A 13953-nucleotide genomic window follows, 5' to 3' on the forward strand; every position below is an offset into this window, starting at 1 on the left:
AAAAGACAGGCTTTAGCGTAGGACGTTCGTCAATCTACCCAGGTTGCCGACCTCGATCGCGATCTGGTCGCCCGCCTTGAGCCATTGGGGTTCGGCATAGCCCGAGATGACCCCTTCAGGTGTACCGGTGACGATCGTGTCGCCCGGCTCTAGCGTAATATACTGGCTCAGGTAGCTCACGAGATAGGGGACCGAGAAGATCATGTCTGAGGTATTGGATTGCTGGCGTACTTCGCCATTGAGCCAGAGCTTAATGCTCAGGTTTTGTGGATCACCGACTTCGTCGGGAGTAACCAGGTATGGGCCGATGGGCAGGAATTTGTCTACCGTCTTGCCAAGCATCCACTGCGAGGTACGGAACTGGAGGTCGCGCGCGCTCAGGTCGTGTCCGTTACAATAGCCCAATACGTAATTAAGGGACTCTTGCTCCGAGACATTGTGGGCGCGGCGTCCGATGACCAGCGCCAGCTCCGCTTCATAGTCATATTGCGTGGCGTTAGTGGGCAGCGGAATCTCTTCACCAGAGCCCGCCAGTGTGTTGGCATATTTGGGGAAGAGCACCGGCGATTCTGGTACGGGCATCTTCGACTCAGCCGCGTGGCGGCGGTAGTTCAATCCGACGCAGATGATCTTGCCATAGCGTGAGGCGCTGGGACCATATTGGATGCTGTCCTCTGGTAGGAGCCAGTCGCCACTTTTGCCTTCGGCAGCGCTAACCAGCTGGCGTAATCCCTGCAGATCAACAGCTTCCCCACTGCAAAGCTCCTCAAAAGTAGCGGGGACTCCCTGTATATTGAACTCCGTACTGGCGGCGGCCACATCAATGATGCCGCGCTCAGTTTTGATTCCTAACTTTAAACCTGCCGGCGAATGAAACGTTAATAAACGCATGGAAGATCCTTTCCTTAAAACTATGCAGGTGCATAGTGACAACACTACTAGAGCTATTCACGAACGTTCAGCATGCCTGCCTGATTAAGGTTGTTCCTCAAGCAGGCGTTGCTCAATATGTTCGAGGTGGGTAAGCATCGCATTATGGGCGGCCTGAGCATCGTGAGCCTGCAAGGCGTTGATGATCCCCTGGTGGTCTTGAATGGTCTGGGCAAAAACCCCAGGCAGCGTCGATGTGCGCTGACGACTGGCGCGGCCAAGGCTGCGAATACTGACCATGAAGCGCTTTAAAAGGGATTACGCGCGGCTTGCGTGATGATTTCGTGTAGATCCAGGTCGGCCTGGAGATATGCTTCTGGATTGTCGGGACCCACTTTAGAGCGTTCGACGCAGGCCTCGAGTTGGGTGAGCTCTTCTTCAGTAATGTGCCGGGCCGCCAGTGCGCAAATACCAGGCTCCAGAATCTTGCGGGTCTGAAAGAGCTGTAAATATGTGGAGTCATCCAGCGAAAAGACGAAATCAAGATGCTCAACCAGTGCTGATGGCTCGAGCGCTGTAATGTATGTGCCTGACCCATGGCGCAGCTCAACAACCCGCATGATCGATAGCGTACGTAACGCTTCACGCAGAGAGGGCCGACTCACCTGCATCATCGCGGCCAGTTCCCGTTCAGGAGGCAGTTTATCTCCAGGCCGCAACTTTTTTTCTCGAATCAGCAGCAGCAGATGACTGACAATATCTTCCGCTACCGCGGATTTTGGTATAACCTGGAATGATGACATCACATACCCTATCCGTCATAAAACTAAAATTGGTAAGATGACTTGTCCAAAACGTACCATGACAAAATCTTATTGTCAAGTAATGCGAGAGCAGAAACAGAGCTTTTTCATCTTCGTGCAGAAGATCGTTGGGAGTGTGGAGTGTGTGTGGTGGGCGGCCGCGGCCGCCCACCACACACACTCCACACTCCTAACCCGGCGCCGTAGGCGCCAAAGAGGAAGATTTAAAAGCTCTGGAGCGGAAATGCTGGAAGCGAGCAGGAGGACGCTCCTGTGTATTTAAAGGGTTGTGACGCGAACAGAGCTCAAACGCAAGATAACTTTGCTACCGGTGATACGAATGGGACCATCTGATAGCGTATCGGTTTTGATACTGAGCGCATCGCTGATGGATCTATCGTCGATTAAAAGGCTGGCCCGCGAGCCCGAGACCTCTACGCGGAATATATGCCACTGGGTACCCGGTTCGTAATCCATGGTTTCAAAGCTTCCTCGATCCATAGAACCACTGGGATCAATATAGGCCTGCACCTGGGGATGGCTGCCATTTGGGCGAACGTTCGTCTGGAGGAGATTAAGAATTCCCGCGCGATATCCATCTTTATTGGGTTGTCTATCGGCACTGATGAGCACCTTACCACCATTACTTGCGACATGCACAATCTGCAGCCGCGCTTCAACCGCGTAATTAGAGACCTTAGGTTGGTAAGGGATGGTCAGCGATAGATTATCCATAGGCTCGGTCTGTAAATTCTTACCGAGTATTTTCCAACCCGGTGAAGCGTGCCAGTGGTCCAGGCCCAGGGACCAGTTGGATTCATAGAGTAGGGTATTGGCGGGCACCGGTGTCGCGGTGGGCTGGCGCGGGGTTGGAGTAGGTTTGGCTGATGTCGTTTCTCCGATGGTTCCGCAACTGGCAACGTAGAAAGACAAAAAAGCAACGAGGGCTATACTCATAAAAACTTTAATGTGTTTGATCGAGTAGTACATTATCCTTCCACTTCCTTGTGAGTCTATCTGAAGACAGGTAAAGCTACCGATGAGAAGTAGGTCTCTTCTTTTTCCTGTGCTTTACGCACCCTGAAAGGAGATACCACATCTTCTCTGCATATGTATACGACGCTGGTCTAGCGGATCTCCCATAGCAAACTTGTCTGTTTTGCCCGACCTCGTTATACTGATTGCATACCTTTGTGTTGATAATAGATGGTGAGCCAGGCCGCTGCGGGCCGGTGGTGATGGGATGGCGGTGTGTGTGGAGGACCAGTTTGGTGAGCAGGCCGGTGTATGGTGTGAGCAGGTACGGGCGGCGGTAGAGCTACTGCTAGCAGCTATAGATGGCGTTCCCCCGGATGATAAACAGCACTTGTTTAAGACGATCGGGCGCGAGGTTGATGGTACATCCCTTTCTTTGCGTGATACGCTAGATGCGCTTTACCAGGCCAGCATCACTATCATTATGCGGTTGGTCGTACTTCTCTATATGCGGTCGCGCTATCTCCGGCCTCTTTCAGGGATGATGAATCAGCTATCTGGCGGTCTCAACATACTTGATCAGGTATTGCACTACCCGGCCCCGCCAGGACGATATGATGCCTGGAACCACCTGAAGCAGTTTTTTCTTCTCTGTGATCAGCCTTTAGATCCCTGCTCCGGTGACCTTGCTACCCATTACACTCGCCTCTTTTTGCCAGGAGATCGGCATAGTACCCGCGCGCTGCGGCGGGCGCTGGCTGTTTTGGAGTCGTGGGATATGTGCTTTTCCGATTCCTGCGTCAAACAGTTGCTAGTTGTCCTACAAACCACCTGTTCCAGCGTACCTCCTGCCCCTGGTGGCTTCAAAGATTTCCCTGTAGAAGCAATCGGCCTGGCGCATCAACATCTGCTGGACTGGCAGCTTTGCTGGGATGATCAGCAACTGTACCTGCAGCAGAGGGAGGGGGCGCGCAAAGCTTCGGGTACCTTCTATACTCCACCTACATTGGTGAGGACATTGACTGAACGCACCCTGGAGTCGCTGATGTATAGACGTGATAAGCAGGGAATGCTTGTTCCGAGGACGCCAGAAGAGATTTTGAGCGTGAAGGTCTGCGATCCAGCCTGCGGGTCCGGTTTTTTTCTACTGGCCGCCTTACGCTATATGACCGATGCTCTCTGTAAAGCTTATCGGCTTTATCGTTGTTCACCTGTCGCGATGCCCGAACAGCAGCGATCCGGGGCGGCCGTATCGGTGGCGCAACAATGCCTGTATGGCGTCGACCTCAATCTGTTTACGGTTGAGCTGGCCCGCGTCAGCCTGTGGCTTGAGGTGCGTGATGATCGTACCCCTTTGCATTTTATCGACCACAAGATCAAGTCCGGAAATGTTCTGGTCGGCACCTGGTCTCACTTGTATCAGGAATATCCCGTTATGGCCTGGCAGCGCGAGGAAGGGGACGAGAACCATACCCATGGTGTACACTATCGCGCGCGTCAATGGGGCGCCGATCGATTAAAGGTGCGTAGAGAGGTTGTGAAACCAGAGCTCCAGCAGATGCTGCTTCACGATCAGGAGAAGATTGTCGGCGCGGTCTGTCCTGAGGATGGTACCCTGGAAGACTATGAGGGCCAGAAGCGTCTTTACGATCGCTGGTGCGCGCTCTGGTTCTGGCCGCCCGAACACCTCGATATCGCTCCCACCCCGGCTACCTTTGCTCGGAGCAGTGCGGCGGTAGAGCGGATCGTAGCGACCGTGGCCGAAAAAATAGGCTTTTTCCACTGGGAGCTAGAATTTCCGGCTGTCTTTCAATCGGGAGGTGGCGGCTTTAGCGCCATGCTGTCCAATCCTCCCTGGGAAACGTTAAAGCCCTGTTCGCGCGAGTTCTTTCAGCGCTATGATCCGCACTACTTGAGCTACAATAAACAGGAAGCTTTGTTGGTCCAGCAGCAGCTGTTCGCGCGAGACAAAAAGATTGAACAGGACTGGCTGGCATACCAGGCGCATTTCAAGTATATGGCCAACTGGGTCAGGCATGTGGCCTCTCCATTTGGGGATTCCTCGATGTCTGATGGTGGCGCTTCTTTCAAGCTGGTTTCTGGTCCTCTGAACGAACAATTGCACGCTATCTGGCGTGAGCGGCGCGCGCGGCCAGCACACGACATGCCTTCTCCTTTCCGTTACCAGGGCAGCGCTGATCTGAATAACTACAAGCTCTTTTTAGAACTGGCCCACTACCTGCTCCGGCCTGAGGGACAATTGGGTATGCTGGTGCCCGCCGCTATCTATACGGATCAGGGGACGGCCGCGCTCCGGCAATTATTTTTGGAGCGCTGCCAGTGGCGGCTGCTGTTTGGTTTTGTGAATCGGCGGCGCATTTTTGCCATCCATAGCTCTTTTAAGTTTGCCGCTATTCTGCTAACGAAGGGCGGTCGCACCACGCAGGTCGCGCTAACCTTTAATCAAGAGGCGGCGCAGGCATTGACCGCTCTGCGTGAGCCACAACTGTTATCCATGTCGCGTCAGCAGATTCTCTCACTCAGCCCGGCATCGCAGTCTATCCTGGAGATTCAAGACCCGCGTGATCTGGAGATCCTGGAGAGGATATATCCACATAGCGTGTTGTTGGGTGCGCAGCATGAGCAGAGCTGGCGACTGCGTTACGCGCGCGAATTTGATATGACCAATGACTCTCATCTTTTTGCTCCGGTGTCGCACTGGCAGTCGCGCGGCTATGCGCCCGATGTATCAGGACGCTGGATCAATCGTGAGGGGAAGATGGCCCTGCCTTTGTATGAGGGGCGCATGATCGGCGCCTTTGATCCCGCCCTCAAAGGCTGGGTGCGCGGTAGAGGACGGAGCGCGCAGTGGCGGGATCTGCCCTGGACACACAAGCAGTTGCAACCTCAATTTCTGATGGCGGCCGAGATCTATCGGGATAGCTCGACGGCTGTCAGGGGCAATAAGCTGGCGTTTATGGATGTCTGTTCTCCCAGTAATGCGCGTTCGATGTATGCCAGTATCGTGAATGGCTTACCCTGTGGCAATGTGACGCCGGTGCTGCAGCCGGTGAACAGCAGTATCATCAGCGTGGCGGCGCTGGCGGCCAATCTAAACTCGTTTGTGTATGATTATTTGCTGCGCTGTCGCCTGGGTGGCGTCCATCTGAATTATTTTATTATCGCCGAGACACCTCTGCTATCTCCCGAACGATTATGCGCGACCTGCTGCCCCCTGATGGCGGCCCGGCTTAATTTGATTCTGCCTGGATGCGCGCCGCAATGGCTGGAGCTGCGATTCCTGCTGCCAGAACTGGGTCAGCAGAACTGGCGTCAGCTCTGGGCAGTGACCCAGCATGAGCGTCTGCGCTTGCGCTGTATGCTGGATGCCATTGTGGCCGACCTGTATGGACTCGACTACGCGGATCTCTGCTGGATTCTGCGCTTAGATCCTCGGCACATCAAAGGCTTCTGGCGTATCGATAAAGAGAAGCCAGAGCCACTGCGCCAGACTACCCTGACGTTGCGGGCTTTTAAGCACCTCAGGTGCGTGGGGCGAGAAGCATTTGAAAGGGAAGGCTGGCAACTCCCGGCCGATGTTGCCCACCACCTGGGACCACGCTTTACATCCTGGCAATGCGAGGGAAGTATCGCGGAGAGTTGGCGGGAGTGTGAAATTCTGGCCGATCTGATCTGTAAATCAGAGGTAAACAGGTGCCAGCAGGTAGGGTTATAAAACTTTGTCCCCATGTAATGGCCCGATCGCATATACTTATATTATCGAATAAAGAGATGTAGTCAGAGACTATGGCTGAGCAGTTGAGGGATCACCGGGCTGATTGGCAATGAAGGGAGCGATATTCTATGTATAGCGATCAAGCACATGGGCAAGCCGTTAAACAGACCGCTTACCTGTGGACGTGGTGGCAAGATGATCCCGTACCGTCCTTCCCCGAGATTCAGGGTTGGCACGTAGAGACCTCGGACGATGTATCTATGGTGGCCAGATTGTCGAATATCAGCAAGAAAAGTGCCGAGGCGCGTTTCCAGATGGGGCATCTGCCATACCTTGCGTATCTGGATAAGAATCTGGTGGCCTACGGGTGGTCCGCTGTTCGCGAGGCTGAATTTGGTAGCCCCAGCGTCCATTTCCGTCTTCCCCCTCATAACCTTTATCTTTACCACTTTATGACGCTGTTGCCGTGGCGTGGTCACGGTTTCTATCCACGCCTGATACAAGAAGTCATCAAGCGCTCTCAGGCGGACTATCAGCGTTTCTGGATTATCCATCAGATCTCCAACCAGGCCTCAAGAAATGGCATCGCCAGGGCTGGCTTCTACATCGCTAATAGCATTGTGCAGGTGGCGAAAAGTGGTCCGGCTCTCTTACCCGACGACAATGAAGAGCGATCACGGGCCGGCGCGGAATTGCTGGGCCTGCCATTGCTGGCGAGACGTTGAGTTTTTCCTGTTCTATGTTATGCTGTGTTTTCAGAATGAAGATATTGAACGGAGACACAGCCTATGCAAAAAACGATAGAATTCGATCAGTTGACCATTCGCAGCGCCACGCGTGCCGATGTGCCCACTATCGTTCATCTGCTGGCCGACGACGTGCTGGGTCGGCAGCGCGAATGCGATCAAGATCCGTTGCCCCAGGCGTACTATACAGCTTTTGAACAGATTGATCGCGATCCAAATAATGAGCTGATCGTGGTCGAACTGGCTGGAGAAGTGATTGGCGTCCTTCAATTTACCCTTATCCCGTCGCTCAGTTTCCAGGGTGGGACCCGCGCCCAGATTGAATCGGTCCGTGTAGATCAGCGCTATCGTAGCCACGGCATCGGCCGCTATCTATTTGAATGGGCGATTGAGCGGGCTCGCCAGTCCGACTGTCGCATGGTGCAGTTGACGACCAACGCCAGCCGTGGTGATGCGCACCGCTTCTATGAGCGCCTTGGTTTTGTCAGCTCACACGTTGGAATGAAGCTGGATCTCGCCAGAACGCTATCTACTCATCAGGCAGGATAGCAGATGCGCCTGGCCGGGTTGTAGATATGATGATCAGCCTGGTTGGCTGGCGTAGCTGGTGGAATATGGGCCAGCTACTCCGGCGAGGTTATAGCCTTGAACTCGGCACCAGGCAGATCCTTTGGGAACTGTCTTGTTTGTCCAGGGTGTGGTGTTATCGGTCGCGCATTGATCGCAGATGACCTGCCAGGGTCCATTGGCACCAGCTGTGGAGCGTTCCACACTATATTTAACGGCCAGGTCGGCACCATCTTATATCTCTTCTGCACTATTTCCTCCCTGAAAGCGTGTCTTATGGCACAAAAGGAATTGCCCTCAGTTTAACATAAGAGCAAGCTGGAAAGGAAGGTAATGTTTATAGAAGACAAAAAAGGATTGCGCCATCCATCCATAGAAATGCACAATCCCTAAGTTTGTACACTATCCATCCATAGAAATGCACAATCTTTGTCCTGTATATGTAGCCGCGCAAGAGACCCCTACACCAACCCGAATTACTACATCCGTGTGGCATTCTGGAGAGCGCGTGAGCCGTTTTCCTCACCCGGCCAGATACAGCGTAACGAGGTAAATAGAATGAACCGCAATGCTCTGTATGCTCCTCCCAGAAGCTCTACAGCACATACTTATGGCAGCCCAACTATATGACCAGGCCTTGTAAATACAAGTGCTTCCCTCATCCCTGAAGGATAGTGGTAAAAGATAACTGAATGGCTGATTTGCTTCTGCGTCAGATACCAGCGTTCCACACTGAACAGAGATAGCAGACGTGCCACAAAATAAGATATGCCATTAGTTGCTTTACCTGATAAAAATATACACTAAAAATATCAGGATGTCAATATAATTGAAGATATTTTTCCTCACTTTAATGTAATAGTCATAAGTTTTGTTTATAGTGTTCGCGAGCTCGTAAAAATGGCGTGAATAGCTAACACTTCTGAAGATGCGAGCGAATAGCTCACAAATGCAGAAAGAAACATCAGGCCAACCACGCTGTTTCATCCCACAGTGTTAGAGGGACAATGTACGGTGCCTGTGCGGCGGCATGGCTGCTCAGTAGATGAGAGACTGTGACGCCGACCAGGCGCACGCGTCTGGGCTCTCTGCTGAACTGTTCATACACAATGGGAGTGAGGAGCGCGACCATAGTGTCTGCGTCCTGTAGCGCGTGGGGAACGGTGATGCGCCGCGTCATCAACTGGAAGTTGTTCCAGCGTAGTTTTAGGACGACCGTCTTTCCATACAGGTCCAGTTCCCGCAAACGGCGTTCGACCTGCTCCGCCATCTGGCGCATGATCTGGATGACGCGTTCGGGATCGCTGATGTCGTCCACCAGGGTGGTTTCTTTGCCGACCGATTTGCGGATGCGCGTCGGCTGAACGGGACGTTCGTCTTCACCGCGTACGTAGTGGTAGAGGATGCTGCCCTGTTTGTGTAAGAGCCTTTGTAGTTCTGGTTCGGTCAGGCGTTTCAAGTCGGCGCCGGTCTCGATCTCCATTTCGTGTAACCTGGCGGCCGTTACTTTTCCGACCCCAAAGAACTTATCGATCGGCGTCTGTTCCAGAAACTCGATGGCATGCTCAGGAGGAACCACCGTCAGGCCATCGGGTTTGCGGTAATCGGAGGCGAGCTTGGCAATAAATTTGTTGAACGAGACGCCGGCTGAGGCGGTGAGATGTGTTTCGGCGTAGATCTGCTGTTTGATGGCGCGCGCCACCACGGTGGCCGAGGCAATGCCCTGGCGATTATTGGTGACGTCCAGGTACGCTTCATCCAGCGAGAGGGGCTCGACCAGTTCAGTGTAGCTGCGGAAGATCTGCATGATCTGATTGGAGACCGCGTGGTAGATGTCGAAGCGTGGTCGTATAAAGATGGCATGGGGACAGCGTTGATACGCCTTCTGCGCCGACATGGCGGAATGGATGCCATATTTACGCGCCTCATAGGAGCAGGTGGCCACGACCCCTCGGCGCTGTGGATCTCCTCCCACCACTACCGGTTTGCCGCGCAGCTCGGGATGATCGCGTTGCTCGATCGAGGCATAGAATGCATCCATATCTATGTGTATAATTTTTCGTGTTGGCTGCATCCTCGTCTCCAGCTCTTGAAGCTCCTTATCATCATTGCTAGCTCGTCTATAGTGCTATTATAGCAACAGATCCCATAATATCATGTGTGATTTTCCATTGCTAGAGTTTGTGTTTACTCGTGCGTTTGCGTAATTCTTCATATTTGCTGCGCGCCACCGGATCGTGTGGGTCCAGTTGTTGCGCACGTTCATAAGCCATGAGCGCTTCTTGATGGCGACCGAGGCGCCGCAGTATGGTTCCCCGGTCACTATAGGTCTGCGCCAGCATTGGATTAAAGCGCAGGGATTGATCGTAGGCTTCCAGCGCTTCCTCGTATCGCTTCAGGCTATAGAGAATTTTGCCTTTATTGATGTAGGCTGTGGCATCTGTTGGTGATAGGCGGATAATATGCTCAAAGACCGCCAGTGCTTCCTCATAGCGATAGAGCTTGCGCAGCGTTATGCCCTGGTGATAATAGAAAAGCGTGTTTTTGGGATCGAACTGGATGGCTTGCGCATAGATGTCCAGGGCGGCCTCATAATGCTTGAGTTCATGTAGTACTTCGCCGTGCTGTTCTAGCAGGTTGAGATAGCTTGAGTAGATACTCTCGTGTTCTGGATGGTGTTTGAGCCAGGCCGCGGTCGCCTGTAGCGCTTGCGCGATCTGTTCGCTATTGCCATATTGCTTCATGATGGTCAGATAGGTTATCCATACTGGGGGCTGTTCTGTATGTTGCTCAAGCCACGTGGTTAACTCTTGCAGCATGTTGTTGCGTTGTTCTTCGCTGCCGTGCTGTTTGAGGAGCTTCAGATAGGCGGTCCAGACATGGATACAATCTTTGTGTCGGGATAGCCAGTTGCGGGTGCGGACGATCTGCTGCTCAATAGTGCTGGTTGTTCCATGATGCTCAAGCAGGCGTAGGTAGGCCGCGCGCACAAAGATATTATTCTGGTGCTCGTCCAGCCATGAAACGGTAAAGTTGAGCATCATCTGTATCTGGTTTTCAGTTCCGTAGTACTTCAGGAGCTTTAAATAGACAGCCGGGATAGCGATCTCTTTTTCGTTTGCCATCGATAGCAGGTAATTGGTGGTGGTGTTCAGGGCACGCAGGATCTGCGGCGTAGAGCCACAGTATTCTACCAGGTCCAGGTACGTTTCCAGCACAAAGGCGTCCAGGCAATTTGTATCGAGCCAGGCCGTTGTTATATCAAGCGCGCTCAATATCTGTTCGCGGGAGCTATAGCGCCTGATCAGGCTGAGATACATGGTGAGCAGATAACCGTCGGACGCCTCGGTGGTCAGCCATTCGGTTGTAAAGCATAGCGCTTCATAGATCTGTTCGTCCGTACCGTGGTATTTGATCTGTTGTAGGTACACGGTGAGCAGGTAAGGATTGGCGCTATGCAGTGTGAGCCAGCTGCTGGTGAAATTCAGGATGCGCTGAACCTGGGCTATCGATCCATGGCGTCCGATAAGATTCAAGTAGGCTGAGAGCAGATACGCGCTGGTGTCTGCCAGCGTTAAAAGCTGCTCGGTAAAACCCAACAGCTCTTGAATGGTTTTCTTCCCTCCATGTTTGCTAACGAAGTTCAGGTAGTGCACCAGGAGATTATCATCCGGCGTATTGTCTTGTAGCCAGTTTTCCATCAAAGAGATGAGCTCCTGGATCTGTTCTCTATTTCCGGCATGCTCGATCAGCTCGACCAGGTGCGTCAGGGCGTTACTGCTCTGCTGTAGCAGTGGAGACCAGTTGGACAGCGCGGCCAGAAATGCCGCGATCTGTGTGGGAGTACCGGCATGGTCCAGCAACCTGATATATGTGGTGAGGATATGCATGTTTTTTGTGTGTCCAGCCAGCCATTCTGTCAGGGCGTTAATCAAAGCTCTGAGCTGCGCCGGGGAGGCATGGTGCTCGGCCAGCTCTAGATACGCTTTGACTTCGCTGCTCTGGCGCCTGGGCGTTAACCAGTTAATAGCTTGCTCGATCGCCAGCGTGGTATGCCCTGCATTGCCCCGGTGCAGTACCAGGCTCATATATGCTATGCGCACCACCGAATCCTGGCTGTGGACCGCTGGCAACGTGGTCGTCGCGACAATGGCTGTGTCGACCTGCTGGGTGTCTCCGTAGCGCTCGACCAGTTTGAGATAGGTGGCCCTGAGCCGGGTTTCGTCGGGATGGATCGCCAGCCAGCTGATTGTGGCATCGATTACCTGCTGAATAGTCTCCGGTTCTCCATAGCGATAGAGGAGTTTAAGATAGGCGTTGCGGACGTAGGGATCCTGTGGATGGGCGATCAGCCAGCTGGCCGTCTGCTTCAGTGCGTCTGTGATTGCTTCTTGCGATCCCCATTGTCCTATCAAATTGAGGTACAGGGCGCGCGTGTTGACGCTCTGTGGGTTCATCTGCAGCCAGGTCTGGGTGGTGTCAATGGCGCGTTGCACCTGTTCGGTCGTACCATACTGCTCGACTATCTTGAGATATGTGGCGCGGATGGCGCTGACCTGGGCGTTGTTCTCCAGCCAGGTCGCAGTTTCATCGATCACCTGCGCGATCTGTTCGGGATGGGCGTAATGGCTGATCAGTTCTAAATGGGTTGTGCGGATGGCATGGTTGTGGGGATGGGTAGCCATGGCATTGGTGGTTAGCTCGATGGCGGCCACAATCTGTTCCTCGGTCCCGTAGTGCCGCATGAGATCCAGATAGGTACGCAGAACATTGGTATCTGGGATATTCATGATAACCTGAAATTCCTCTACATTGAGGATGGTACTGATGAGCTCTTTATTGCCACGGCGTTCCAGCGATTTCAAGTAAACCTGGCGTACATAACAGTCCTGGGGATTGGCGGCCAGCCAATCGGTGGTATTGGCGAGCAGGGCCATGACCTGTTCGTGGGCACCACAGTGCTCTATAAATTTAAAATATGCCTGCCGAATATTGGAGCAGGTGGGATGCTGTTCGAGCCAGCGGGCTGTGCTCTCAATCAGATTGGTGATCTGTTCGGCGCTGCCGCAGCGTTCAACAAAGGTGAGATAGGCCTGACGCACATGGGTATCTTCTCTGTGTAGCGAGAGCCAGTTGGAGGTCTGCTCAATAACGTGCGCGATGGTTTCTGGTGAGCCGTTGCGCTCGACCAGGCCGAGATAGGTCTGACGAACCTGCGTATCGTCGGGATTTTCCTGTAACCATTGCTCGGTTGACCGCAGCAGGTCCTCCATCTGTTCTGCGGTTCCCCAGTGTTCGATAAATTTCAGGTAGATCTGGCGCACGTTGACGTTTTGGGGATTGGCGTCTAACCAGGATGCGATCTCTTGAATCAGATGGGAGATGTCGGCCAGCGTTCCATGGCGCTCAATAAAGCCCAGGTAGGCATGGCGTACATTGGTATCTTGCGGATTGGCTTCCAGCCAGCATTCAACCCTATTTATGAGCTCTGATGTTTGCTCCGCGCTGCCTTTCTGCTCCGTCTGCTTGATGGCGGCTACCCAGTCTAATTCGGACTCTGGCATCCTGTCCAGACCCATCTGGGTAACCTGTTCGGCTCTGTCGTTATCCCCTGCCATGCTATAGAGCTGTGCCCAGTTGATTAATTCGGCGTTACTGCAGGACTCGATCAATGCTTGTAGGCGGTCTTCGTGTTTGGACAGCATATGGTGCACAGCCGAAAGCGAGGTTTCGCGTGCCACATGCTCCAGCAGACGTTGCAGAAACATGCGTTGCTCACGTTTGTGTATGCTGGTGGCCACAATACAACTGTCGAGTAGCCGCTCCGCATCCGACTGGTAAAAACAAATAGCGCTATGGGCGACACGAGGACTTACGGTGCGGATGAGTCCGGGAACATTGCTGTCACGAAAGATAAGCCCCTGGTTGGCGCTATGTGCCAGGGCGCTATCAATGAATAGCCTGGGGTTCAATTGCGCCAGCAAAGATTCCGGCATAGCCAGTTCGTATTGACCGGCAAAATAAATGTATTCAAACAACTGGTAGAGTTGCTTATGATAACACTGCAATAGCGACAGACTCTCGTATACGCTAGAGGCGAAGTCTTCTTCCGTTAGGGGGCCAGCAATGGCAGATAAGTAAGCAAGAGGTGCTGCATTTGTCAGGTGATCAAGCGGCATGTTTATAATCGAATCACTATTGTCGTTCATGGGCCAGTACCTTCTCTTGCTAAATCCAACCAATGTCGCTGGTATTT

Annotated in this window: 7 protein-coding genes and 1 pseudogene; 3 read left to right on the top strand and 5 right to left on the bottom strand. The window is 53.1% G+C overall.

Annotated elements, in window-relative coordinates; genetic code table 11:
* Positions 1-12 precede the first annotated feature (12 nt).
* From AABA21_RS07370 to AABA21_RS07385, 3 genes and pseudogenes are all read right to left on the bottom strand, one after another.
* Positions 13-891: a fumarylacetoacetate hydrolase family protein gene (locus AABA21_RS07370; RefSeq protein ID WP_338248421.1), complete on the bottom strand. Its 879-nt coding sequence runs from the start codon at positions 889-891 to the stop codon at positions 13-15.
* Between the two features lie 84 nt (positions 892-975).
* A pseudogene (locus tag AABA21_RS07380) lies at positions 976-1673 on the bottom strand (FadR/GntR family transcriptional regulator).
* 279 nt (positions 1674-1952) lie between these two features.
* Positions 1953-2663, bottom strand: coding sequence for a hypothetical protein (locus AABA21_RS07385; protein WP_338248427.1), 711 nt, complete (start codon positions 2661-2663; stop codon positions 1953-1955).
* A gap of 265 nt (positions 2664-2928) precedes the next feature.
* On the opposite strand from AABA21_RS07385, the gene AABA21_RS07390 reads away from it, so the two are divergent.
* The 3 genes from AABA21_RS07390 (at position 2929) to AABA21_RS07400 (ending at position 7679) form a co-directional block, all read left to right on the top strand.
* Positions 2929-6384, top strand: a complete 3456-nt coding sequence (locus AABA21_RS07390; protein ID WP_338248429.1) for an Eco57I restriction-modification methylase domain-containing protein — start codon at positions 2929-2931, stop codon at positions 6382-6384.
* A 128-nt stretch (positions 6385-6512) separates the two neighbouring features.
* Complete coding sequence (locus tag AABA21_RS07395; RefSeq protein ID WP_338248431.1) at positions 6513-7109, top strand: hypothetical protein; 597 nt, start codon at positions 6513-6515, stop codon at positions 7107-7109.
* A gap of 63 nt (positions 7110-7172) precedes the next feature.
* Positions 7173-7679, top strand: coding sequence for a GNAT family N-acetyltransferase (locus AABA21_RS07400; RefSeq protein WP_338248432.1), 507 nt, complete (start codon positions 7173-7175; stop codon positions 7677-7679).
* 982 nt (positions 7680-8661) lie between these two features.
* Here the strand turns inward: AABA21_RS07400 and dinB are convergent.
* Together dinB and AABA21_RS07410 are read right to left on the bottom strand one after the other, a co-directional pair.
* A complete protein-coding gene (gene dinB, locus AABA21_RS07405) occupies positions 8662-9771 on the bottom strand; it encodes a DNA polymerase IV (RefSeq protein ID WP_338248434.1) in 1110 nt (369 codons plus the stop codon).
* 100 nt (positions 9772-9871) lie between these two features.
* Positions 9872-13906: a tetratricopeptide repeat protein gene (locus AABA21_RS07410; protein ID WP_338248436.1), complete on the bottom strand. Its 4035-nt coding sequence runs from the start codon at positions 13904-13906 to the stop codon at positions 9872-9874.
* Positions 13907-13953: the final 47 nt, after the last annotated feature.

The sequence above is a fragment of the Dictyobacter halimunensis genome (genome assembly GCF_036245075.1).

Coding starts and splice junctions, on each gene's coding strand:
- AABA21_RS07410 (WP_338248436.1), bottom strand. CDS start 13,906: ATGAACGACAATAGTGATTCGATTATAAACATGCCGCTTGATCACCTG.
- AABA21_RS07370 (WP_338248421.1), bottom strand. CDS start 891: ATGCGTTTATTAACGTTTCATTCGCCGGCAGGTTTAAAGTTAGGAATC.
- AABA21_RS07395 (WP_338248431.1), top strand. CDS start 6,513: ATGTATAGCGATCAAGCACATGGGCAAGCCGTTAAACAGACCGCTTAC.
- AABA21_RS07385 (WP_338248427.1), bottom strand. CDS start 2,663: ATGTACTACTCGATCAAACACATTAAAGTTTTTATGAGTATAGCCCTC.
- dinB (WP_338248434.1), bottom strand. CDS start 9,771: ATGCAGCCAACACGAAAAATTATACACATAGATATGGATGCATTCTAT.
- AABA21_RS07400 (WP_338248432.1), top strand. CDS start 7,173: ATGCAAAAAACGATAGAATTCGATCAGTTGACCATTCGCAGCGCCACG.